The organism is Caballeronia sp. LZ003, from assembly GCF_031451465.1.
Classification (GTDB): Bacteria; Pseudomonadota; Gammaproteobacteria; order Burkholderiales; family Burkholderiaceae; genus Caballeronia.
The window spans coordinates 256,881-278,829 of sequence record NZ_JARUXJ010000004.1 but is presented as its reverse complement, the minus strand read 5'-3'; the positions used below and the strand labels follow the sequence as shown (position 1 = coordinate 278,829).

At 62.2% G+C, this 21,949-nt stretch carries 21 protein-coding genes and 1 pseudogene; 10 read left to right on the top strand and 12 right to left on the bottom strand.

Annotation, left to right across the window (positions count from 1 at the left end):
- Positions 1-2 precede the first annotated feature (2 nt).
- Positions 3-1,019: a DUF2891 domain-containing protein gene (locus tag QCE79_RS25410; RefSeq protein WP_404989437.1), complete on the top strand. Its 1,017-nt coding sequence runs from the start codon at positions 3-5 to the stop codon at positions 1,017-1,019.
- A gap of 21 nt (positions 1,020-1,040) precedes the next feature.
- On the opposite strand, the gene QCE79_RS25405 is transcribed toward QCE79_RS25410, so the two are convergent.
- On the bottom strand, positions 1,041-1,361 hold the full coding sequence (locus tag QCE79_RS25405) for a YnfA family protein (RefSeq protein ID WP_250510256.1): 321 nt from the start codon (positions 1,359-1,361) through the stop codon (positions 1,041-1,043).
- Between the two features lie 72 nt (positions 1,362-1,433).
- Here QCE79_RS25405 and QCE79_RS25400 point away from each other — a divergent pair, with 72 nt between their 5' ends.
- Entirely contained in the window at positions 1,434-2,813 is a 1,380-nt protein-coding gene (locus QCE79_RS25400) for an MATE family efflux transporter (protein WP_309848549.1), read from the top strand.
- 20 nt (positions 2,814-2,833) lie between these two features.
- On the opposite strand, the gene QCE79_RS25395 is transcribed toward QCE79_RS25400, so the two are convergent.
- Positions 2,834-3,901, bottom strand: a complete 1,068-nt coding sequence (locus QCE79_RS25395) for an alpha/beta fold hydrolase (RefSeq protein ID WP_404989414.1) — start codon at positions 3,899-3,901, stop codon at positions 2,834-2,836.
- 201 nt (positions 3,902-4,102) lie between these two features.
- Between QCE79_RS25395 and QCE79_RS25390 the strand changes: the two genes are divergently transcribed.
- From QCE79_RS25390 to QCE79_RS25380, 3 genes are read left to right on the top strand one after another with little or no spacing between them, the layout of a single operon-like run.
- Positions 4,103-4,861: a DNA/RNA non-specific endonuclease gene (locus QCE79_RS25390; RefSeq protein WP_250493629.1), complete on the top strand. Its 759-nt coding sequence runs from the start codon at positions 4,103-4,105 to the stop codon at positions 4,859-4,861.
- Positions 4,854-5,114, top strand: a complete 261-nt coding sequence (locus QCE79_RS25385) for a hypothetical protein (RefSeq protein ID WP_309848546.1) — start codon at positions 4,854-4,856, stop codon at positions 5,112-5,114. The genes QCE79_RS25390 and QCE79_RS25385 overlap by 8 nt, the downstream gene beginning before the upstream one ends.
- 23 nt (positions 5,115-5,137) lie before the next feature.
- The gene (locus QCE79_RS25380) at positions 5,138-5,650 is read left to right on the top strand and encodes a methylated-DNA--[protein]-cysteine S-methyltransferase (protein ID WP_309848544.1); all 513 of its coding nucleotides are present in this window, start codon (positions 5,138-5,140) and stop codon (positions 5,648-5,650) included.
- A gap of 76 nt (positions 5,651-5,726) precedes the next feature.
- Here the strand turns inward: QCE79_RS25380 and QCE79_RS25375 are convergent, their stop codons facing one another.
- Positions 5,727-6,458 (bottom strand): OmpA family protein, encoded by a 732-nt coding sequence (locus tag QCE79_RS25375; protein ID WP_309848540.1) that lies wholly within the window; start codon positions 6,456-6,458, stop codon positions 5,727-5,729.
- A 395-nt stretch (positions 6,459-6,853) separates the two neighbouring features.
- The gene (locus QCE79_RS25370; protein ID WP_309848536.1) at positions 6,854-7,132 is read right to left on the bottom strand and encodes a hypothetical protein; all 279 of its coding nucleotides are present in this window, start codon (positions 7,130-7,132) and stop codon (positions 6,854-6,856) included.
- Between the two features lie 382 nt (positions 7,133-7,514).
- Here QCE79_RS25370 and QCE79_RS25365 point away from each other — a divergent pair, with 382 nt between their 5' ends.
- The 3 genes from QCE79_RS25365 to QCE79_RS25355 all read left to right on the top strand — a co-directional run bounded on the left by QCE79_RS25365 (position 7,515) and on the right by QCE79_RS25355 (position 9,743).
- Positions 7,515-9,026 carry an ATPase domain-containing protein gene (locus QCE79_RS25365; protein WP_309848533.1) on the top strand — a complete coding sequence of 504 codons (1,512 nt, stop codon included), beginning with the start codon at positions 7,515-7,517 and terminating at the stop codon, positions 9,024-9,026.
- The gene (locus QCE79_RS25360) at positions 9,023-9,379 is read left to right on the top strand and encodes a response regulator (protein ID WP_244829252.1); all 357 of its coding nucleotides are present in this window, start codon (positions 9,023-9,025) and stop codon (positions 9,377-9,379) included. The genes QCE79_RS25365 and QCE79_RS25360 overlap by 4 nt, the downstream gene beginning before the upstream one ends.
- A gap of 109 nt (positions 9,380-9,488) precedes the next feature.
- Positions 9,489-9,743 (top strand): CsbD family protein, encoded by a 255-nt coding sequence (locus tag QCE79_RS25355; protein WP_244829251.1) that lies wholly within the window; start codon positions 9,489-9,491, stop codon positions 9,741-9,743.
- A 112-nt stretch (positions 9,744-9,855) separates the two neighbouring features.
- Here QCE79_RS25355 and QCE79_RS25350 read toward each other — a convergent pair.
- The 4 genes and pseudogenes from QCE79_RS25350 to QCE79_RS25335 form a co-directional block, all read right to left on the bottom strand.
- Positions 9,856-10,643 (bottom strand): annotated as a pseudogene (locus QCE79_RS25350) (fumarylacetoacetate hydrolase family protein).
- A 59-nt stretch (positions 10,644-10,702) separates the two neighbouring features.
- On the bottom strand, positions 10,703-12,901 hold the full coding sequence (locus tag QCE79_RS25345) for an acetate--CoA ligase family protein (RefSeq protein ID WP_309848530.1): 2,199 nt from the start codon (positions 12,899-12,901) through the stop codon (positions 10,703-10,705).
- A gap of 81 nt (positions 12,902-12,982) precedes the next feature.
- Complete coding sequence (gene frc, locus QCE79_RS25340; protein ID WP_244829248.1) at positions 12,983-14,239, bottom strand: formyl-CoA transferase; 1,257 nt, start codon at positions 14,237-14,239, stop codon at positions 12,983-12,985.
- A 38-nt stretch (positions 14,240-14,277) separates the two neighbouring features.
- A complete protein-coding gene (locus QCE79_RS25335) occupies positions 14,278-16,044 on the bottom strand; it encodes a thiamine pyrophosphate-binding protein (protein ID WP_309848525.1) in 1,767 nt (588 codons plus the stop codon).
- A 310-nt stretch (positions 16,045-16,354) separates the two neighbouring features.
- Between QCE79_RS25335 and sucC the strand changes: the two genes are divergently transcribed.
- A complete protein-coding gene (gene sucC / locus QCE79_RS25330; protein WP_309848522.1) occupies positions 16,355-17,554 on the top strand; it encodes an ADP-forming succinate--CoA ligase subunit beta in 1,200 nt (399 codons plus the stop codon).
- Between the two features lie 14 nt (positions 17,555-17,568).
- Positions 17,569-18,441: a succinate--CoA ligase subunit alpha gene (gene sucD / locus QCE79_RS25325; protein WP_309848519.1), complete on the top strand. Its 873-nt coding sequence runs from the start codon at positions 17,569-17,571 to the stop codon at positions 18,439-18,441.
- Positions 18,442-18,644: 203 nt separating this feature from the next.
- Here the strand turns inward: sucD and QCE79_RS25320 are convergent, their stop codons facing one another.
- The 4 genes from QCE79_RS25320 to QCE79_RS25305 all read right to left on the bottom strand — a co-directional run bounded on the left by QCE79_RS25320 (position 18,645) and on the right by QCE79_RS25305 (position 21,945).
- The gene (locus QCE79_RS25320; protein ID WP_244829245.1) at positions 18,645-19,376 is read right to left on the bottom strand and encodes a GntR family transcriptional regulator; all 732 of its coding nucleotides are present in this window, start codon (positions 19,374-19,376) and stop codon (positions 18,645-18,647) included.
- The gene (locus tag QCE79_RS25315) at positions 19,366-19,587 is read right to left on the bottom strand and encodes a hypothetical protein (RefSeq protein ID WP_244829244.1); all 222 of its coding nucleotides are present in this window, start codon (positions 19,585-19,587) and stop codon (positions 19,366-19,368) included. Before QCE79_RS25315 ends, QCE79_RS25320 begins: the two co-directional genes overlap by 11 nt.
- 111 nt (positions 19,588-19,698) lie before the next feature.
- Positions 19,699-20,712, bottom strand: coding sequence for a 2-dehydropantoate 2-reductase (locus QCE79_RS25310; protein WP_309848514.1), 1,014 nt, complete (start codon positions 20,710-20,712; stop codon positions 19,699-19,701).
- 291 nt (positions 20,713-21,003) lie between these two features.
- Positions 21,004-21,945, bottom strand: a complete 942-nt coding sequence (locus QCE79_RS25305; RefSeq protein ID WP_309848511.1) for a LysR substrate-binding domain-containing protein — start codon at positions 21,943-21,945, stop codon at positions 21,004-21,006.
- Positions 21,946-21,949 lie beyond the last annotated feature (4 nt).

Sequence of the window (21,949 nt, the reverse complement as noted above, 5' to 3'; positions counted from 1 at the left end):
ACATGCCGCGCCTTATCGTGCTGAACGACGCGTTGGCGTCGAAATTCGCGCAAGTCGCGCTGGGTCATCTCACGCGCGAGTATCCCAACAAGCTCGATCACGTCATGGCGAGCGCAGCGGACGTGCAAAGCCCGCGCGCGCTGCATCCCGTCTTCTATGGCAGCTTCGACTGGCATTCGTGCGTGCATGGCTATTGGCTGCTTGCGCGTCTCGTCGACCGCTTTCCCGCGCTACCCGAAGCCGCGCGCATTCGCTCGGTCATCGACGAACATTTCACCGATGCCAACGTCGCCGCCGAAGTCGCCTACCTCGAACGCCCGGCGGCGCGCGGTTTCGAACGGCCCTACGGCTGGGCGTGGCTGCTCGCGCTCGCGGGCCAATTGCGCTCGATGCACACCGAGGAAGGCGCGCGCTGGGCCCGTACGCTGCAACCGCTTGCGGATGCCTTCGTCGCGCGCTTCGTCGAATTCCTGCCGAAGTCGACGTATCCGCTGCGAGTCGGCACGCATTTCAACATGGCGTTCGCGCTGACGCTGGCGCTTGGTTATGCACGTGTGGTTCGTGATGGCGATTTCGAGCGCCTTCTCGTCGATACGGCCACGCGCTGGTTCGCCAATGACGAAGCCTGTCAGGCGTGGGAACCGGCCGGCGACGAATTCCTCTCGCCGTCGCTGATGGAAGCCGTGCTGATGCGCCACGTGTTGCCCGATGCATCGTTCAACGGCTGGCTCGAACGCTTCTTGCCGCGTCTTGCCGTGCGCGAACCCGCGACGCTCTTCGTGCCGGCCACCGTCACCGATCGCAGCGACGGCAAGCTCGCGCATCTCGACGGCCTGAACCTGAGCCGCGCGTGGTGTCAGCGGACCATCGCGCGGGCGCTGCCTGCGGGCGATGCGCGCATCGGCGTGCTCGACGCGAGCGCCGACGAGCATCTGGCGGCGGGCATCGCGCACGTGGCGGGCGACTACATGGGCGAACATTGGCTCGCCACGTTTGCGTTGCTGGCGCTGGAAGCGTGACGCGCCGAGCGCCACGCTGAATCAGACGCGCGGCTGGAACGCGATGACCGCCATTCCCGCGAGCGCAATGACCGCGCCCGTCACGTCCCACGTTGTCGGCCGGATGCGATCCACGGCCCACAGCCATGCGATCGCCACACCGATATACACGCCGCCATACGCCGCATAGACACGCCCTGCAGCCGCATCGTGCAGCGTGAGGAGCCACGCGAACAACGCAAGCGAAAGCGCGCCGGGCACGATTAGCCAGGGCGAGCCATCGAGCTTCAGCCATCGATACGGAAAGTAGCAACCGGCGATCTCCGCGATGGCCGTCACGACATAAAGCAGAAGAGTTTTCATGAACAGTCGGGCAGCGGGTTCGACGCGCATTATCGGCTGCTTCGGCAGCAAGCGTCGCCCTGACACGGCACAATGACGCCTCTTGCTCACCTCGCCCTGCAATTGAACGCTCCCAACAATATCGAGCATCCGGCCGCCGTGCCGGTGCACTGGCACAAGCGCGTGCTGACGCTCGCGTTTCCCATCGTCCTCGCAAATCTTACGCAACCGATTCTAGGCGCGGTCGATACCGCCGTCGCCGGTCATCTCGACGGACCGCAATATATTGGCGGCGTCGCGCTCGGCGGGCTCGTGTTCAGCTTCGTGTTCTGGAGCTTCGGCTTTTTGCGCATGGGCACGACGGGCCTCGTCGCGCAGGCGTTCGGTGCAGACGATGCGCTTGCCCTGCGCGCAAGCGTATTGCGGGCGATGCTGCTCGCGCTCTTCATCGGCATGGCGGTACTGGCGTTACAGGTGCCGATCATCCGTTATGCGCTCGCCGCGCTCGGCGGTAGCGCGGCTGTCCAGAGCACGGCCAGCGCCTACTGCCATGCGCGCATCTGGGCCGCGCCCTTCGCGCTTGGCAACTACGTCGTGCTCGGGATGTTGCTCGGCTGCCAGCGCGTGCGGCTCGCGCTCGTCACACAAGTGTTCATCAACGTGGTCAATGTCGTGGCGGTCCTGCTATTCGTGTATCGCTTCGGCTGGGGTATTTCGGGCATCGGTGCGGCCACGGCAGCTGCGGATTTTTTCGGCTTCGCGCTCGGTCTTGCGATTCTCTGGCGTTTGCGTCCACATGGACTTCCGGCGCTCGCGCTGCGCGCGCTGCTGGACGCGCGCGCGATGAAGCGCCTCGTCGCGCTCAATCGCGACATCTTCATTCGCACGCTGTGCCTGCTCGGATCGTATGGATGGTTCGCCCACATGGGCGCGCGTCAAGGCGATGCGATCCTCGCGGCCAACGCCGTCCTGCTCAACTTCCAGACCTTCATGGCCTTCGGACTCGATGGCTTCGCGCACGCCGCCGAAGCGCTGGTCGGCGCGGCCACGGGCGCGCGCGACCGCCACGCGTTTCGCCAGGCCGTGAAGGTGACGATGCTGTGGTCGGCGATCGGCGCGGCGGGCTTTTCGCTCGTTTATTGGCTCGCGGGCGAGTGGATCATCGGCCAGCTCACGGATCAGCGGGACGTGCGTGCCGCCGCGCTGCGCTTCTTGCCTTGGGCCGTGGTGATGCCGCTTGCATCGGTCATCAGCTTTCAGCTCGATGGCGTGTTTATCGGCGCGACGCGCACGCGGGAGTTGATGGTGTCGACGGCTGTATCGCTTGGCATCTTTCTATTTGCCGCGTGGTTGCTGAACGGCTGGTTCGGCAACCACGGATTGTGGCTCGCGCTCGCCATCTTGATGATCGCGCGCGCCATTACGTTGCTGGTGCAGTTGCCAGCAATCGAGCGGAGATCGTGCGTGGATTGACGTGGAGTGGATGGCCTGACTCAATCCGCCTTCGCCTTCAACGCCGCCATGCCCTCCAACAACGCCTTGTGAAACGCCACCGGGTCCTGCATCTGCGGCGCATGACCGAGCTCGGCAAACTCGACGAGCTTCGCGCCCTCGATCCGCTGCTGTGCAAGCTTCGCCAGCTCAGGATATCGGCCCAGCGTCGGGCGAATCTCCGGCGGCGCCAGATCCTTGCCGATGGCCGTCGTGTCCTTATCGCCGATCATCAGCAGCGTCGGGGTTCGTAACTGATCGAACTCATAGACGACAGGCTGCGTATAGATCATGTCGTACAGCAACGCCGAGTTCCACGCGACCGCATCTTTCCCCGGTCCGCGATACATTCCCGCAAGCATCTGCACCCACGGTTCGTAGTCCGCGCTCCAATGCCCCGCGTAATACGTGCTGGTCTCGTAGCTGCGGATGCCGTCGGCCGTGGTCTTGAGCTCGCGCGCATACCAGTCGTCGATGGAAATGGACGGCACGCCCTTCGCCTTCCAGTCTTCCAGACCAATGGGATTCACGAGCACGAGTTGCTCGGTCTCGCGCGGGTACATCAGCGCATAACGCACCGCGATCATGCCGCCCGTCGAATGCGCGATCAACGTGGGATGCGTAACGCCAAGCGCCGCAAGCAGCGCATGCGTATTGCGCGCGAGCTGCTGGAAGCTGTACTGATAACGCGTTGGTTTGGTGGACTTGCAAAAGCCGATCTGGTCCGGCGCGACCACGCGATACCCGGCTTCGCTCAAGGTATCGATGGTCTTTTTCCACGTCGCCGCGCAGAAGTTCTTGCCATGCAGAAGCACGGCCGTGCGGCCATTGGGATGCGCGGGATGCACATCCATATAGGCCATCTGGACGACCTGCCGTTGCGACGAAATGGAGAACCGCGCGACCGGATAAGGATAGTCGAAGCCTTGCAGTTCAGGTCCGTATGCTGGGCCATCGTTGGCGGGCGCGTCTTGCGCGTGAGCTTGGCTCGCGGTGAACATCGTGCAACACGAGACGAGCGACAGCAGCAGGTTTCGCGCGATATCGAGCTTGCGGCGCTTGGCGTTCATTGGCTTCCTTCCATTCGTTTCGATGCGGCCTTCGCCTACGGCGCGGCCCGAGCCGACGCATTCTAGCGTGGATGAATTTCTTCCGTTCCATGTGCACTGCACTGCCTTATACTCTGCGGCCTCGATTCGCCCGGCTTAAGCCGAACGGCTGACCATCAGGCGGCGAGTTCTCACGCATCAGCACGGATCTTCATACTCAGCATGCAAGTACGCATCAAGGCATTCGTCGTCGCGCTTCTAGGCGCCGCGTCGGTCGCGGCGGTCGCGAGCGACTGTCCGCAGTTCAGTCCGGGCGGCCGCGCGCCCGTCGTCGTCAATCAGAAGATGCGCGCGTCCACGCAGGAAATCTGCTATACCGATTTCGCACTGCTGCATTCCGGCGTCACGCACGGGCCGCTCTGGTCGGCGGAGCATTTGACCGCGCAGAGCGTCGATGACGCGAAAAACAACACGCGCACCAATCGCTTTTTCGTCGACAAGCGGCTGCCGGCCGGCGACAGCGCGCAACTCGACGACTACAAAAGGAGCGGCTACGATCGCGGCCACATGAGCCCGGCGGGCGATCGAGCCAGCAAGCAAGGCATGGCCGAATCGTTCTCGCTTGCGAACATCGTGCCGCAGGATCCGTCGAACAACCGGCGCATCTGGTCGCGCATCGAGCAAGCGGTACGCAGGCTGACCGAAGAATCCGGCGATGCCTATGTCGTGACCGGCCCGCTCTTTTCAGGGCGGCAGTTGCAGACCATCGGCGAGTCGCGCGTGTTCGTGCCGACGCAGTTGTACAAGGTGGTCTATTTGCCGAAGCGGCAAATCGCGTTCGTGGTCGTCGTCGATAATGTGCCGACCAATACCTATACGATGAAAACCGTGCGCGAACTGGAAGCCATGAGCGGTCTCGCGTTTCCCGGCATCCCCGACGCACTGAAAGACAAACGAATTGGAGGACTGAGCGGTGTTTAAACCATTTGCCAACGATACCGACGTGATGAACATCGCGGGCGACGCGATCAACATCCAGAACGGCACCATGCGTGTGTCGGTGAGCGGCGACCTCACCATCGCACGCGATCAGGCGGGGCTCGCCGCCGCGCAGGCGTTGTACAAGGCGCTCGGGGCTATCGTCGATGTTCTTCAAAAAGACAAGGCGCTGCCCGCGAAGCTTGCCGACGAGCCGACCGCGCCCGGCGGCACGGCGGATAATCCGTTCGTCTGAAACGGGACGCGAGAAGACGCGACGTGATCGAAAGCCACGTTAGCCCGAGCCCGCTCGGGCCCATTTTGTTTCGCGCGGAAGGCGATTGCCTGACCGGGCTTTTCTTTGTCGGGCAGAAGTATTGCCCGGACGGTTTATCGCACGAGCCACGCGCATCGGCGCGCGTGCCGCGCGTGATCGCCGAGGCGCGCGAGCAAGTCGACGAGTATTTCCGGGGCGCGCGCGAGGTGTTTTCGGTGGCGCTGCGGCTCGACGGCACCGCGTTCCAAAAACAAGTCTGGGACACGCTGCGTCAGATTCCTTTCGGCGAAGCCTGGACTTACGGCGATCTCGCACGCCGTCTTGGCTTGCCCGCAGGCGCATCGCGCGCGGTCGGCGGCGCGAATGGGCGCAATCCGGTGTCGATCATCGTGCCGTGTCATCGGGTGATCGGCGGCGATGGCGAACTCACAGGTTACGCGGGCGGCGTTGCGCGCAAGCGTCACCTGCTGACGCTGGAAGGCGGACGCGGGCGCGAGCAACTGCTGTTGTTCTGATCCTTTCGGCGCGTATCGACGAAAAAAAGCTCGCGGTCCTTTCGGCTCGCGAGCTTTTTCTTCGACAGCGTCTAGCTTACGGATTGAGCGTCACTTCCACACGGCGATTCTCGGCGCGACCCTGACTCGTCGCGTTCGATGCCACTGGAACAGACTTGCCGAAGCCCTTCATGGAGAACTCGTTCGCCTTCAGACCGTGGCTCTTGAGGTATTCGAGCACCGACTCCGCGCGACGCTGGGACAACGCCAGGTTATACGGCGCGGAGCCAACAGAGTCCGTATGTCCTTCGATGCTGACAGACGAGAACGTCGTGCCGCGTCCTTCCGAGATGATCTGATCGAGCGAGGCTTTGGCCTTCGGCGTCAAATGGGCGCTGTTGAAGTCGAAGTTCGTCTTTTCGTCGAGGGAAATCTTGCGTGCGGCCGGCGCGACCGGCGCGACGGTCGCCGTATCCACCACCGCTGGCGGCGCGGGTTCCGCAGCCGCCGGCTGCACGAGCTGTGCCGGTGCACCGCAGACAAAAATCAGCTCGGAGGCATTGTCCGGTGTCTTCGTTCCCGCGACGTTCTGGAGCGGGTTCACCGGCTGGTTGCCGCATGCCTTCTGCGCGGCGGCCATGCATTGGCTGCCGCCTTCGAACAAGCCGTAGCATTCGGCGCGGAAAGCCTTTTGGCCGTTCGACGTCTGAATTTCGCTGAGATTGAACGTGGGACTGGACGCAAGACTGGTCGCAGGACTGGACGTGGACGAGCAAGCGGCAAGAACGGCGACGCTCGCGAGAATAGTGGCAATGGTCTTGTTGAACATATTGAATGAGTAAGCAGAGCGCCTGTTGGCAATTGACGGGATTTCCGCTTATTTCAGCGCCTGAATTGCGAAAGCGCGAATAAGCCCGTTTTGAGAAATAGATGAAGTTCGGTATCGCGATCTTGAAACGACCGAAAGCCGCCGCGATTCTAGCAACGGCTTAAGAACTTACCGCAGGGACAATTCCCAAAAATCGACATCCCGCTTCGCATCTCATTAATCACCGAAGCGTGCGCCATCTGAACGACTGTTGCGACCATCGACGTCATGCAATTCGGCGACATTTCGCCGGCAAGTTGCTCAATTCGGATTACGCATCCAGCTTAATGCGTATCTGATTATGGTCAGAGAATCCGATTAATTCCAGAACAACCTGCGCGCTCTACTCTTCCAAATCAAATCATTTGCGCGTGATCGAATCGCGTTTGTGCCACTCGCGAATCGCCGTTGTAGCGTTCGGGCTTATTGGGCGAAAAGATGCGCGAATCCACGGGTTTTGCCGGTAGGCGCGAGAAGATTTCCTTGTCCGCGTGAAAATTGAACGGCGCCGCCGAAAGAATGCGCGAATCGGGCAGCCGTTCGCCGGCATTCGCGCATGAAACTGAAATCGGAAACGAAGAAACGAGACAAAGCGCGAGCGTGACGATGCTTGAAAGCGAGTTCGGACGGGACATGGCTGACCTGAAATGAAACGGCGCGTAACGCCTGGAACGGAAAAGGCCTCGATCCATCTTCGGCCCTCGTTAATGCATGGATGCCATTTCAACAGGGCCAAGCGTCATAGCCCATGAGAAGGTTCTCAATTTCGTCCTATTTTTGGGATGCACTCCCGAGAAGACGAGCGGGCGTGAAAAATGCGGACGAGTAGAGTTCAAACCTTTAGCGCCACCCTTTTTGCAGGAACGGGAATCCAACGCGCGCCTCTGCCCATCGATGGGTTGCCATCCAGCGCCAAGGCAGACGGGCTTTCACGACCGACGGAAGATCCCATTGTTGCTCGGAGTCAGCCATAATTCGCGTTCGCTCAAACGGATCGCCAAGTAAAACGCACACTCCATGACCCAAGACGACAAGCTCCCCACCGTTTCGCCCCGACAGACCATACCCAACGACGGCAACGTCACGACTGGCGTGGCAGGTCTGGACGAGATTCTGGGCGGCGGTCTCGCCGAAGGTGGTCTGTACATGATCGAAGGCATGGCGGGCGCGGGAAAGACGATCCTTTCATCGCAGATCGGTTTTCATCGCGTGGGCCAGGGCGACATGGTGCTATACATCACGCTGATCGCCGAATCGCACACGAAGCTGCTGTCGCACCTCCGGGCAATGTCGTTCTACGACGCCGACGCCATCTCCGAACGCATGCTGTTCGTGAGCGGTTACCACGAACTGATACGCGACGGCCTGTCCGGCTTTCTCTCGCTCATCGCGGCGACCATCCGCACGAGCCGCCCGCGTTTCATGGTCATCGACGGCTTTCGCAGCGCCCGCGAATTCAGTTCGACCGAACTCGAACTCTCGCAATTCATCCACGAGTTGTCGGCCTTCGTGAGCGCCGCGCGTTGCACGACGCTCATCCTCGCGCCGCTGTCCGGCAACGAGCCGCATCCCGAGCACACATTGGTCGATGGCTTGATCGAGCTGAACCGCTACAACACCGGAATGCGCCGCGCACGGGAGATCGAAGTGCATAAGCTGCGCGCGCGCGATCATCTGCTCGGTAAGCATTTCTTCAAGATCACGGCGGACGGACTCGTGACCTTCCCGCGACTCGAAGCATCGTCGGCGAATGCGCATGACGTGCCGGACTTCGAAAGCCGTCTTACCTTCGGTTTCCCCGATTTCGATCAGATGCTCGGCGGCGGCGTGGTGCGGGGTTCGACCACCACGTTTATCGGGCCCTCCGGCGTCGGCAAGACGCTGCTCGCGCTCAAGTTTTTGCAGGCGGGCGTGGCGCGCGGCGAGCAGTGCGTCTACTTCGGGCTTTACGAGTCGCCGGAGCGGCTGATCGCGAAGGCGGCGTCGGTCGGCATCGACCTGAAAGACGCTGTCGATAGCGGCCATTTGCTACTGGAATGGCATCCCGCCGTGGAACTCGCCATCGACGAACTTGCCTCGGAACTGATTGCGTCGATCCAGCGCTCGAAGGCGTCGCGGCTCGTGGTGGATGGCGTCGACGGCTTCTTTCAGTCGGCCAACCGCACCGAGCGCCTCGGGCTATTCTTGAACGCGCTCACGCACCGTCTGCGCGAAGCTGGCGTCACCACGCTCGTGACGGAAGAGTTGCCGCTCTACGGGGATTCGACGACGCCCACCACCTTGCGGGCGTCCGCGATGACCGAAAACATCGTGCTCCTGCGCTATGTCGAGGCAAACTCGTCGCTGTATCGCATGGTGTCGGTGGTCAAACAGCGCGAAGGTTCGCACGATACGGCGATCCGCCGTCTCACGATCGATTCGCGCGGATTGCATATCAGCGAAGGGTTCATCGGCTCGACGGGTCTGCTGTCCGGACATCCGTCGTTGGCGCCTGCGCTTTCTGTGTCGGACCCCGGCCAGCGAGCATGAAAAAAATCCTCGTCGTCGACGACGAATTCGACATCCTCACAACCTGGCGCCTCATTCTCGAAATGGAAGGCTACGAAGTGACGACCGCGTCGAACGGGCGCGTGGCGCTCGAATCCGCGCGCGCGAATCCGCCCGACCTCGTCATCACCGACTGGATGATGCCGCACATGGACGGCGTTGCCTTCATCCGCGAACTGGCGGCGAACGACTCGCTTGCACAGGTTCCCGTGATTCTCATGAGCGCGGCGGCGCATGCGCCCACGCTGGAACACGCCAACGCGCAGTTTCGCCGCAAACCGCTTTCCATCGACGATTTGCTCGATCTGGTTAAACATAAACTCGGCGAAGCCTGACCTTGGGCACGAAGCGTGCTCCTTGTTTCACTCGGACGTTGCCGGGATGCCGCAAGATCAGCCCGCTGCAACATTGACCATAACCGCTACAGACGAGAAGGGAGGCACCATGGTGCAGGATCAAGTGGAAGGCGCGGCGCAACAGGTCGTGGGCAAGGTGCAGGATGCGGTTGGCGCGCTTACGGGCGACTCGGAAACGCAAGTGGCCGGCAAGACGCGGCAGGCGCTCGGCTCGCTGCAGCAGAGCTACGGCGAGACCGTGGATCAATTGCGCGTGGCGGTGGCGAGTCAGCCGATCAACGGTTTGCTGATCGCGGCGACCGTGGGCTTCGTGCTCGGCGCGCTGTGGAATCGCGATCGTTGAGACATCGACGCGCGGCGCCATCTCGCATGGCGCCAGGCGTGAAAAAACGGCAAAGTCCGCAAGTCGGCTTTGCCGTTTTTTACTGCACGATGCTCACACCGCTCACACCGCTTCAAGCCGCGAGCGTGTTCGCCAGAGTACCGATTCCGCGAATCGTCACTTCCACGCGCGCGCCGTCCTTGATCGATCCCACGCCGATCGACGTACCGCACGCGATGACATCGCCGGGAACGAGCGTCATGTCGTGCGACAGCAGGCTGACCTGCTCGGCGGGCGAAAAGATCATGTCGTCGAGCGGATAATTTTGACGCTCGACGCCGTCCAGCGTCGTGACCACGTGGGCCGCGCGCCAGTCGAAGCCGTTGCCTGGCGTAACGATGGCGGGCCCGAGACACGTGAAGGTATCGAAGCCCTTCGAGCGGCACCATTGCGCGAAGTTGGGATCTTCCTGCAAGAGTTCAATGGCGGTGACATCGTTCACGCACGTATAGCCGAAAATGGCGGCCTCGGCCTCTTCCACCGACGCGCCCGAAACCGTCTTGCCGATCACGATTCCCAGTTCACCCTCGTACGCAATCTTGCCGTGATAACTTTCGGCCGCTTGATCAACTCGTTCGGCCCGATCACGGACATTGGCGGCTTGATCAGAAAGAGCGGATGCGCAGGAGGCGCCTTATCGAGCTTCTGCGACAACGCGTAGTAGTTGTTCCACAACGCGATGACCTTGCTCGGTTCGCAAGGCGCGAGCAGGGTGAGGTCGTCGGCGGCGAAGGAAATGTCGGTCGGACGTGCTTGCCCGAACAATGCGCCGTCGTGCTGCACGACGCGGCCGGAGTGCGGATCGAGCGTGCCGAAGCCAATACGGCCGTCGGCATCGCGAAAACGAATCCAGGTGGTCACTATGAAGGTCCGTGTGATTAGGAAGGGGCGCCGCAGGGCGCCTAAGCGCCCCGCTTTGCTCAGATCAATCCCGCGCCGCGCGCCCACTTATATTTCGCCCCAAGCACCGCCACTGGCAATTCGGTCGAATACGCATAGGCCGGCACGCCATGCGCGTATAGATACTCCGCCGCCTCCTCCACTTGCACGTCGCCCGCGAGCGACGCCACGATCGGCTTTTCGATACCGCGCGCCTTCATCTCCTCCTTCACTTCGATCACGAGCTTCGCGAAGACCATCGGCGGCGTGATGATGGTATGCCAGTAGCCGAGGATGATCGAATGGACGCGTTCGTCTTCTAGGCCCAGCTTGATCGTGTTCTTATAGGTCGTCGGCGGCTCGCCGCCCGTGATGTCGACCGGATTGCCCGCCGCGCCGAACGGCGGAATGAACTTGCGGAATGCGGCGTCGAGATCGTCGGGCATGGTCATAAGCGACAGGCCGTTGTCCACGCACGCGTCCGAGAGCAACACGCCCGAGCCGCCCGCGCCCGTGATGATGACCGTGTTCTCGCCCTTGGGCGTCGGCAATTTGGGAATGCCGCGCGCGAACTCCAGCAAATCGCGCAGCGACCGCGCACGGATCACGCCGCATTGCTGAAACACGTCTTCGTAGATCTTGTCGTTGCCCGCGAGCGCGCCGGTGTGCGAACTGGCCGCACGCGCGCCGAGACTCGTGCGTCCGGCCTTCAGCACCACGACCGGCTTTTTCTTCGATACGCGCTTCGCGGCTTCGGCAAACGCGCGGCCATCTTTCAAATCCTCGCAGTGTTGCGCGATGATCTCGGTGTTGTCGTCCTGCTCGAAGAACGTAAGCAGGTCGTCTTCATCGATGTCCGACTTGTTGCCGAGCCCGACGATTGCCGAGACGCCCATCTTCGCCGAACGCGAAAAGCCGATGATCGCCATGCCAATGCCGCCGGATTGCGACGACAGCGCCGCCTTGCCCTTCACGTCATACGGCGTGCAGAAGGTCGCGCAGAGATTCTTGGGCGTGTAGTAGAAACCGTAGATGTTCGGGCCCATCATGCGAATGTCGTATTGACGCGCAATCCGCACGAGTTCTTCCTGGCCTTCGTGATTGCCCGTCTCCGCGAAGCCCGAAGGAATCAGCACCGCGCCGGGAATCTGCTTCTCGCCGACTTCGACGAGCGCCTGCGCGACGAACTTCGCGGGAATGGCGAACACCGCGACATCGATCACGCCGGGCACGTCCTTCACGCTCTTGTACGCCTTGTGGCCCATGATCTCGTCGGCTTTCGGATGGATCGGATAGATCGCGCCCTGGTAGCCGCCGTTGATGAGGTTCTTCATCACCGAATTGCCGATCTTGCCGTCCTCGTTCGACGCGCCAATCACGGCGAGTGCGTCTGGCTTCATGATGCGGTTCATCTGCGCGACGATCTGCTCCTGCGTCGGCCGGTAACGCGGCGCGGCAGGCTCGAAGTCCATCACGATGCGCACGTCCGCCGCCACGGCGCCGCTCGGGCTCGCGAAAACCGGGTTCAGGTCCATCTCCGAGATTTGCGGGAAGTCGTCGATGAGGCGCGACACGCGCTCGATCAGCGTGACGAGACTCTCGCGATGCACCGGCTCCGCTCCCCGCACGCCGCGCAGCACTTCAGCCGCCTGAATGCCGTCGAGCATTGAGGCGGCTTCGTCTCGCGTGACGGGCGCGAGCCGGAAGGTCACGTCCTTCAGCACTTCGACGAGCACGCCGCCTAGCCCGAACGCGATCAGCTTGCCGAACGAAGGATCGGTCACCGCGCCGATGATCACCTCCTGTCCCGCGCCGACCATTTGCTGAACTTGCACGCCGAGGACCGTGGCGTTCGCGTCGTAGTTCTTCGCGTTCTCGATGATCGTCGCGAAGCCGGCTTTGACATCGGCTTCGTTCTTCACGCCGACGAGCACGCCGCCCGCTTCCGTTTTGTGCAGAATCTCCGGCGAGACGATTTTCAGCACCACCGGAAAGCCGATGAACGACGCGAGTTTCGCCGCATCGTCCGCGCTCGTCGCGACGCCTTCCCGCGGCACGGCGATGCCGTATGCATCGCAGACGAGCTTGCCTTCCGGCGCCGTGAGCGACGTGCGCCCTTCCGCCTTCACGCGATCGAACACTTCCGCCACGCGGCGTTTCGCATCGGCTGCATGCAGCGGAATAGCGTTCGCGACTTGCGTCGAAGAGTCATTGCGTTCCTGCACAACGGTGCTGTTCATCTGACTTGTCTCCGTTCGTATGGACGTGCCACTCCACGCCGCCTCACGAGGAGGCGGCGCGACAGGCATCGAATGAGGCGTTTAGATTGCGCCGAGGCTTCTCAGCGTCGCGATCTGATCGGGCGAGTAGCCGAGTTCGGCCATGACTTCGTCGGTGTGTTCGCCAAGCAGCGGCGAGCGCACGACTTCAGTCGGACTATCCGACAGTTTGATCGGATTGCCGACCGTCAGATACTTGCCGCGCACCGGATGATCCACTTCGACGACGGTGCCGGTTTTTCTGAGCGACGGCTCTTCGGCGATTTCCTTCATCGAGAGAATCGGGCCGCACGGAATGTCGTGTTTGTTGAGAATTTCCATGGCCTGGAACTTGGTCTTCGACATGGTCCAGCGCTCGATCTCCGCGAAGATGTCCTTCAGATGCGGCAGGCGCGCGTTGGCCGTCTTGTAATCAGGATGGTCGATCCACTCTTCCTTGCCGATCACCTTGCAGATTTCGCCCCAGACCGGCGCCTGCGTGATGAAGTAGATATACGCGTTCGGGTCCGTCTCCCAACCCTTGCACTTGAGAATCCAGCCCGGCTGACCGCCGCCCGAGGCGTTGCCCGCGCGCGGCACCGCCTCACCGAATGTGCCGTTCGGATACTGCGGATATTCCTTCATCGTGCCGGTACGTTCGAGCCGTTGTTGATCGCGCAGTTTCACGCGGCACAGGTTCAGCACGCCGTCCTGCATCGCCGCGAGCACGCGCTGGCCGCGCCCGGTTGCATTGCGCTGATACAGCGCCGTGACGATCCCGAGCGCGAGGTGCAAGCCCGTGCCCGAGTCGCCAATCTGCGCGCCGGTGACGACCGGCGGGCCATCGTCGAAACCCGTCGTCGATGCCGCGCCGCCCGCGCATTGCGCCACATTCTCGTACACCTTGCAGTCTTCGTACGGTCCGGGACCGAAGCCCTTGACCGACGCCACGATCATCTTCGGGTTCAGCTCCTGAATGCGCTCCCACGTAAAGCCCATGCGATCGAGCGCGCCCGGCGCGAAGTTCTCGACCAGCACGTCGCACTTCTTGACGAGCGTTTCGAGCACCTTCTTGCCTTCGGGATTCTTCGTATCGATGGTGATCGAACGCTTGTTGTGGTTGAGCATCGTGAAGTAGAGGCTGTCGGCGTCGGGGATATCGCGCAACTGCTCGCGCGTGATGTCTCCGGCGCCCGCGCGCTCCACCTTGATGACGTCCGCGCCGAACCACGCGAGCAACTGCGTGCAGGTCGGCCCCGACTGAACGTGCGTGAAATCTAGGATGCGCACGCCATCCAGTGCCTTGCCCGAATTATTCATGGCTGTCTCCCAATGTCTTCAGTGGCTTGTCAGTGGCTTTATTTGTACATCGTTTGAGCCATCGTGCCGGGGGCGTACACGGTCGGATCGACCCAGATGTTGACGACCGCGCTCTTGCCCGTCTTGGCGATCGATTCCCGCGCACGCTGCAACGCGCCCGCGATCTTCGAGGCCTCGTACACTTCCTCGCCATAGCCGCCGAGCATTTCGGCGAAGCGGCCATACGGCACGTCCGAGAGCAGATTGCCGACGTTGCCGCGCTCCTGACCGTACTTGGCGAGCTGGCCGTAGCGGATCTGGTTCATCGCCGAGTTATTGCCGATGACGGCGAGATACGGCACGCCGAAGCGATTCGCGGTTTCCATGTCGAACGAAGTCATGGAGAAAGCGCCGTCGCCGTAATAGCAGAGTACTTCCTTTTCGGGGTTCGCAAGACCCGCCGCGATGGCGAAGCCCGTGCCGACGCCGAGCGAACCGAGCGCGCCGGGGTCCATCCACTGACCCGGACGGCGCGGACGCACGGCCTGCGCGGAAATGGTCACGACGTCGCCGCCATCGCCGATATAGATCGTGTCGTCCGATAGAAACTGGTTGATCTCGTGCGCGACGCGGTACGGATGAATCGGGCTCGCGTCCGACGTGAAGAGCGGCATCAGCTTGGCCGTCGCGGTTTCTTCCGCCGCCGCGAGTTCGCGCATCCACGCCTGACGGCTCTGGCGCTTGTCGTTCTTGATGCGTCCGCTCGCCGCTTGCAGCACCGCACCGAGGATCGCGCCCGGGTCGCCTACGAGCCCGAGATCGATATCGCGGTTCTTGCCGACCGTGCGGTAATCCATGTCGATCTGCACGAGCTTCAGATCGCGGCTGATGCGCTTGCCGTAACCCATGCGGAAGTCGAAGGGCGTGCCGACGATCACGATCACATCGGCCTTCGCGAAGGCTTGCGAACGCGTGCGGTCGAAGTGATGCGGGTCGCCCGGCGGCAAGAGGCCGCGGCTCGCCCCGTTAAAGTAGCCGGGAACGTCGAGGCCGCGCAACAGCGCGATGGCTTCTTCGTGACCGCGCGCGGTCCACACTTGCTGGCCGTAGAGAATCGCGGGACGCTCGGCGTCGACCAGCAGATCGGCCAGCCTCTCGATATCGAGCGGATCGCCCACCGATTTCGTCGATGCGCGACACCGTCCCGGCTGCGGAATCACGGCCTTGGAGACATCGATTTCGCGGTCGAGCACATCGCGCGGAATCTCCAGGTACGCCGGGCCGGGCGCGCCGTTGAAGGCTTCACGCGCGGCCATCGAGATCATGTCGGCGACGCGTTCGGTGCTCGGCACGGTGGCGGCGAACTTGGTGATCGGCGCCATCATGTCGACGTGCGGCAGGTCTTGCAGCGAGCCCATCTTGTGCTGCGTCAACGCGCCCTGCCCGCCGATATGGATGATCGGGCTTTCCGAGCGAAACGCCGTGGCGACACCTGTCACCGCGTTGGTACAGCCGGGGCCGGCCGTGGTGACGACGCAACCGAGCTTGCCGGTCTGACGCGCGTAGCCATCGGCGGCGTGGGCGGCGACCTGTTCGTGACGGACATCGATGATGCGAATGCCTTCATCGACGCAGCCATCGTAGATATCGATGATATGACCGCCGCACAGCGTGAAGATGGTATCGACGCCTTCGTTCTTGAGCGCTCGGGCGACCAAATGGCCGCCCGAGACGACACCCGCGCCGCGTGTTTTTTGTTTGAGCGTGTCATCCGCGGTGGTGGTGGCGGGAGCGACTTCCGGACGGCTGCTGACGACTTCGGACATTGTTTGTCTCCTCCTCGAAGGGGGTTGTGTTCAAGGCTTCCGTGACGTCGCGCTGCCGTCCGGTTGCTGTGATATACAATATTCCACACACAGTATTAGTCAAGTGTCGAGCGATGGCGAAAACCCTGTGATGCAATGCGTCATCCCTTCTTAGTGCTTCCGTAGCTTCTTAAGCGCGCATTTCGTGCTGCAGAGCATCAACAAAACAGTGTGAAATCCTGTCGTGATATGTGATATATCATATTTCAGCGCACCGTCGCAGTCGCTGAAGCCCGGTTGCGCTCAGAGAACCGACGACTAGGGAGACACGATGAATATCCACGAATATCAGGCGAAGGCGCTGCTGCGGAAGTACGGCGTCGCCGTACCGCAAGGCCAGGTTGCCTTTTCCGCGATCGACGCCGCCAACGCGGCGCGCGCCCTCGGCGGCTCGGTCTGGGTCGTGAAATCGCAGATTCATGCGGGCGGACGCGGCGCGGGCCGCTTCGCCAACGATCCCGACGGCAAAGGCGGCGTGCGCGTCGTCAAATCTGTCGACGAGGTGCAAGAAAACGCGCAGCAGATGCTCGCGTCGGTGCTCGTAACCAAGCAAACCGGCGCTGCGGGTAAGGAAGTGAAACGGCTTTATATCGAGGAAGGCTGCGACATCGCACGCGAGCTCTACCTCGGCATGCTGGTGGATCGCGCCACGTCGCGCATCACGATCATGGCGTCGACCGAAGGCGGAATGGAGATCGAGGAAGTGGCGCATCGCACGCCGGAGAAAATTCTCAAGGTGTCGATCGATCCGGCGACGGGTCTCCAGCCGTTTCACACACGCGAAGTCGCGTTCGGGCTAGGCTTGAGCGGCAAGCAAGTGGCGGCGGCATCGAAGTTCATCGCGGCGCTTTATCAGGCGTTCGTCGATCTGGATGCCTCCATCGCGGAAGTGAATCCGCTCGTCGTCACCGGTTCCGGCGATGTCATCGCGCTCGATGCCAAGCTCAATTTCGACGACAACGCTTTGTATCGGCATCCCGATATCGAAGCATTGCGCGACGAAGACGAGGAAGATGCCGCCGAAATCGAAGCCGCGAAACACGGCCTCAATTACGTGAAGCTCGACGGCAACATCGGCTGCATGGTGAACGGCGCGGGCCTCGCCATGGCGACCATGGACATCATCAAGCTCTACGGCGGCGAGCCCGCCAACTTCCTCGACGTGGGCGGCGGCGCGACCCAGGAACGTGTCGCGACCGCGTTCAAGCTGATTCTGCGCGACCCCAAAGTGCAAGGCATTCTCGTCAACATCTTCGGCGGCATCATGCGCTGCGACGTGATCGCGGAAGGCGTGGTCGCGGCCGCGCGCGAGATCGACCTGCGCGTGCCGCTCGTCGTGCGCCTTGCCGGCACGAACGTCGACGCGGGCCGCGAGATTCTGCGCAACTCCGGCCTCACCATCATCCCCGCTGAAAATCTCGCCGATGCCGCCGACAAGATCGTCGGCGCCGTCGCCGCTGCCCATCACTGACGAGGAAGCCGACAATGAGCGTTCTGATCGATAGCAATACCAAGGTCATTTGCCAAGGCTTCACCGGCGCGCAGGGCACGTTCCATTCCGAGCAGGCGATTGCGTACGGCACGCGCATGGTTGGCGGCGTGACGCCGGGCAAGGGCGGCACGACGCATCTCGACCTGCCCGTGTTCGATACCGTCGCCGACGCGGTCGCGAAAACCGGCGCGGATGCATCCGTCATCTACGTACCGCCGCCCTTCGCCGCCGATGCCATCCTCGAAGCCATCGACGCGGAGATGCCGTTAATCGTCTGTATCACCGAAGGCATTCCGGTACTCGACATGCTGCGCGTGAAGCGCGCGCTCACCGGCTCGCGCAGCCGGCTCGTCGGGCCGAATTGTCCGGGCGTCATCACGCCGGGGCAATGCAAGATCGGCATCATGCCGGGGCATATCCATCGGCCGGGGAAAATAGGCGTGGTGTCGCGCTCGGGCACGCTTACTTATGAAGCCGTCGCGCAGACCACCGCTGCGGGGCTCGGGCAGACGACCTGCATCGGCATTGGCGGCGATCCGGTGAATGGAACGAATTTCATCGATTGCCTCGCGCTCTTTCTCGAAGACGACGCGACTGAAGGCATCATCATGATCGGCGAGATCGGTGGATCGGCGGAGGAAGAAGCCGCGCAGTTTCTGAAGGACGCGAACACGAAGAAGCCGGTGGTCGGGTTTATCGCCGGCACGAGCGCGCCGCCGGGACGCCGCATGGGGCACGCGGGCGCGATTATTTCGGGCGGTTCGGGCACGGCAAGCGCGAAGATCGACGCAATGAAGTCAGCGGGCATTCATGTCGCCGATTCCCCCGCCGCGCTCGGCGAAACGATGCTTCACGCGATGCGGTGAGCAAGGGCGCCATGAGGAATTGAGTGGCTCCCCCGGCGCGGCGAGATAGTCGGACAGCCGTCGTCAATCCTGTCAGCGTGCAGACGCGCGCGAGCCACCGGCAGCGGGTAACGCAGTCTCGGCTGTGCAGGATAAAAAAAGGCCGCGTGACGTTAATCGTCACGCGGCCTTTGTCAACCTGCCTGCCAGCTTTCAGTTCGGACTCAATCGAGAAAGTCGCAATTCGCCTCGACGAACGCGGCGAGATCCAGCGAATGCTGCTTCACCAGCCGCTCGACCAGTTCCGTGTCGCGCTTCTCGAGCGCCTCGATAATTCGCATGTGATCGACGATCGAGCGCGACGCGCGGTCGCTCTGCGAGATCGTCATCTTACGAATGGCGCGCACGTGCACGAAGATGTTCTTGATCGTGTCGAAGATGATCTGCGACTTCGACAGCCGCACGATAGCCTGATGAAACGCGATATTCGCTTCCGAATATTCGTCGATGTGCTCCGCCGGCGTGGCGTCGCGGAAGTTGTCGAACATGTGGCGCAACTGCGCGATTTCCTCGTCCGACGCGCGCTGCGTGGCAAGGCGCGCCGCCATGCTTTCCAGCGCCGCCCACATGTGGATCATCTCGACGATCTCGCGCTTGGTCTTGCGCAAGATATACACGCCGCGACGCGGCACGGTTCGCAGAAAACCTTCCTGCTCCAGCAGCGTCATCGCTTCGCGAATGGGCGTGCGGCTTACGCCCAGTGCTTCAGTCAGTTCTTTTTCGTCGAGACGGATCTCTTCCCGCGAACGGTAGATGTCCGCTTCCGCTATTGCCTGCCGCAGCTTCGCGTACGCCTGATCGCGCAGCGAAACCGTGGCATTGATCGGCTCGAGCGACAGCGTAAGGCCGCTTGGGCGAACGTCCGGCCGGTCTACGGATTGAGTATCAGATGGCATTGATGACTTGAGTTCCCATGTGCGGGCGGGAAGCATCGACACGCTTGCCCGAACCGCCGTTCTGGTCGTCCGCCGCGAGACCGGCAAACCGACCGTGATCCTGTGCGCGCTGCAGCATGTCCTGCGGCACCGCCGACGCAATCATAAAGGTAACGCCCACACCCACGGCAACCAGCGCGAATCCGATGACAACCAACAAGGCGATGCTCATTTCAGGCTCCGGTTAATCTTCAAGAGCCCTCAGTATATGTTGCGTTGCAATACATTTCAACATATTTTGCATCTTGTATATCAGAAACAACGCCGGCTTCCTGGATGCAGTTTAGGCGGCTTTCTGCGTTTGCGGGGGCGGTAAAGCCTTGGCCGTGCCTTGGTTTACGCCTTCGCGCAGCTTGATCAATGCGAGAACGGCATCGATCATCGGTGTCTCGACTTTCACGAGGCGCCCGATTTCCTGCACGACGGTGATGAGCGGATCGATCTCCATCGGGCGGCCGGCTTCACAGTCCATGAGCATCGATGTCTTGTGCGCGCCCACCGCGCCCGCGCCATTGATGCGCCGCTCCACATCGACGCGGAAGTTAACGCCGATCCTGTCGCCGATTGCTTTTGCTTCCAGCATCATCGCTTTGGAAAGCGCGCGCGTGCCGGGGTCGCTCGTCAGCACGTCGAGCGTCGCATGCGTGAGCGCGCTGATCGGGTTGAAACACAGGTTGCCCCAGAGCTTGAGCCAGATTTCATCGCGGATGTTGTCGCGCATCGGCGCTTCCATGTCGGCGGCGGCCATGATGTCGTGTAGCGCCTGCAGGCGCGGGGTGATCTCGCCGCTCGGTTCGCCGATGGGAAACTTCTTGCCGTACACATGCTTGATTACGCCCGGCTCCGCGATCTCCGCCGCCGGCAGCAGCACGCAGCCGATTGCGCGCTCAGGTCCGAACACGCTCCACTGCCGCCCGCCTGGGTCGATGCTTTGCAGCGTCGTTCCGGCGAGTTCGCCGCCATGCTCGTAGAAGTACCAGTAAGGCAGGCCATTGACGGCGGTGATGATCGCCGTATCGGGTCCAAGGAGCGGCGGAATGAGATCGACGACGCCCGGCACCGAATGCGCCTTCAGCGCGATGATCACGAAATCTTGCGGGCCGAGTTCGGCGGGATTGTTCGTGCTGCGGACTTTGACGACGTGTTCCTCGCCATCGATCTGAAGCTTCACGCCGTTCGCTTGCATCGCCGCGAGATGCGGCCCGCGCGCCACGAAGCTGACGTCCGCTCCAGCCCGCGCGAGTTGCGCGCCCATATATGCACCGATCGCACCGGCGCCATACACGCAGATTTTCATGATTTCGTCTCCTGAGGTTGTATGCGGATCACCTTCTGATATACAAGATACTACATTCCATGATGGGGAGCGACAAGGCGAATCGCGCGGTTTCGGGCGAGCGGAAACCCGCACAAGGAGCGCGTTTGTGTCGTGTCGTTTAGGGAGAGCCTGCTAAGGGAATTAAGCGCGCGCGCCGCGTGACCGTCAAACAGAAACAGTTCGATAGCGACGACTAAGGTTCTGCGCACCGCCGGGTGACGATGCATAGCACTCGACGTATGACTACGCCTGCGCGGCGTCCGCGCGGATTCACGCAGCCTGAAACGCCATCGAACTCCGCGACGAAGACGCCGCAACATGCGACCACACATGCGCTGCATTCGCCCGCAACGCATGCCCGCGCCGCCGCACGAGCATCACCGTTCGCACGGCCCGCGGCGCAAGCGGCACGAACCGCACGCCGATAGTCTCGCAAGCCATCCGCGCATGCATCGGCAAGACGCCGATGCCAAGTCCCGCCTGCGCCATTCGCGCGACGGCAACCGGCTGCGCGAGACGCTGACGCAAGGCGCCCGTCACCGCGTGACGCGCAAGCGCGTCTTCTATGGCATCGAGGCTGCCGGTGTCGTCATCAAGGAGGAGAAGTGGCGAAGCGCGCAGTTGCGTCCAGTCGATATAGTCCGCATCGCCAAGCGGGCTCGACACGTTGACGACGGCAACGAGGTCGTCGTCGAATAGCGGTTCCGCAACGAGTTCGTCGAGACTCCCGGGCGCGATCACGAGCCCCATGTCCGCTTCGCCCGAACGCACCAGTTGCAGCACGGCGTTCTGCGGCCGGTCCATCACCATGACCGCAATTCCCGGATGCCGCTCATGACACGAGCCGAGCAACGCAGGCAACACGCTCGCGGTCAGACTGCAACTGCTGGCAAGATTGACGACGCCCGGTTCGGCTTCGTTCGCGGTGCGCGGCCGCAGCGTCGCTTCGAGTTCCTCGACGAGCGGCGCGATGCGCCCGAGCAGCGTACGCCCGGTATCGGTGAGCGCGACCTGACGCGTCGTGCGGTCGAAAAGCCGCAGCGCGAGTTCATCCTCGAGTTCGCGGATGCTGCGGCTGACCGCCGACTGCGTGATACCGAATTCATCGCCCGCGCGGGTGAAACTGCGATGCCGCGCGAGCGTGACGAACAACCGCAACTGATGCAGCGATACGCAAAGCGGCGGCGCGATTTCACCTCGACGATCGCGCATGCCG

What these genes read in the sequence shown, in the direction of transcription:
- QCE79_RS25410 (WP_404989437.1), top strand. Translation starts at nt 3, where the DNA reads ATGCCGCGCCTTATCGTGCTGAACGACGCGTTGGCGTCGAAATTCGCG.
- QCE79_RS25405 (WP_250510256.1), bottom strand. Translation starts at nt 1,361, where the DNA reads ATGAAAACTCTTCTGCTTTATGTCGTGACGGCCATCGCGGAGATCGCC.
- QCE79_RS25400 (WP_309848549.1), top strand. Translation starts at nt 1,434, where the DNA reads ATGACGCCTCTTGCTCACCTCGCCCTGCAATTGAACGCTCCCAACAAT.
- QCE79_RS25395 (WP_404989414.1), bottom strand. Translation starts at nt 3,901, where the DNA reads ATGAACGCCAAGCGCCGCAAGCTCGATATCGCGCGAAACCTGCTGCTG.
- QCE79_RS25390 (WP_250493629.1), top strand. Translation starts at nt 4,103, where the DNA reads ATGCAAGTACGCATCAAGGCATTCGTCGTCGCGCTTCTAGGCGCCGCG.
- QCE79_RS25375 (WP_309848540.1), bottom strand. Translation starts at nt 6,458, where the DNA reads ATGTTCAACAAGACCATTGCCACTATTCTCGCGAGCGTCGCCGTTCTT.
- QCE79_RS25370 (WP_309848536.1), bottom strand. Translation starts at nt 7,132, where the DNA reads ATGTCCCGTCCGAACTCGCTTTCAAGCATCGTCACGCTCGCGCTTTGT.
- QCE79_RS25365 (WP_309848533.1), top strand. Translation starts at nt 7,515, where the DNA reads ATGACCCAAGACGACAAGCTCCCCACCGTTTCGCCCCGACAGACCATA.
- QCE79_RS25360 (WP_244829252.1), top strand. Translation starts at nt 9,023, where the DNA reads ATGAAAAAAATCCTCGTCGTCGACGACGAATTCGACATCCTCACAACC.
- QCE79_RS25355 (WP_244829251.1), top strand. Translation starts at nt 9,489, where the DNA reads ATGGTGCAGGATCAAGTGGAAGGCGCGGCGCAACAGGTCGTGGGCAAG.
- QCE79_RS25345 (WP_309848530.1), bottom strand. Translation starts at nt 12,901, where the DNA reads ATGAACAGCACCGTTGTGCAGGAACGCAATGACTCTTCGACGCAAGTC.
- frc (WP_244829248.1), bottom strand. Translation starts at nt 14,239, where the DNA reads ATGAATAATTCGGGCAAGGCACTGGATGGCGTGCGCATCCTAGATTTC.
- QCE79_RS25335 (WP_309848525.1), bottom strand. Translation starts at nt 16,044, where the DNA reads ATGTCCGAAGTCGTCAGCAGCCGTCCGGAAGTCGCTCCCGCCACCACC.
- sucC (WP_309848522.1), top strand. Translation starts at nt 16,355, where the DNA reads ATGAATATCCACGAATATCAGGCGAAGGCGCTGCTGCGGAAGTACGGC.
- sucD (WP_309848519.1), top strand. Translation starts at nt 17,569, where the DNA reads ATGAGCGTTCTGATCGATAGCAATACCAAGGTCATTTGCCAAGGCTTC.
- QCE79_RS25320 (WP_244829245.1), bottom strand. Translation starts at nt 19,376, where the DNA reads ATGCCATCTGATACTCAATCCGTAGACCGGCCGGACGTTCGCCCAAGC.
- QCE79_RS25315 (WP_244829244.1), bottom strand. Translation starts at nt 19,587, where the DNA reads ATGAGCATCGCCTTGTTGGTTGTCATCGGATTCGCGCTGGTTGCCGTG.
- QCE79_RS25310 (WP_309848514.1), bottom strand. Translation starts at nt 20,712, where the DNA reads ATGAAAATCTGCGTGTATGGCGCCGGTGCGATCGGTGCATATATGGGC.
- QCE79_RS25305 (WP_309848511.1), bottom strand. Translation starts at nt 21,945, where the DNA reads ATGCGCGATCGTCGAGGTGAAATCGCGCCGCCGCTTTGCGTATCGCTG.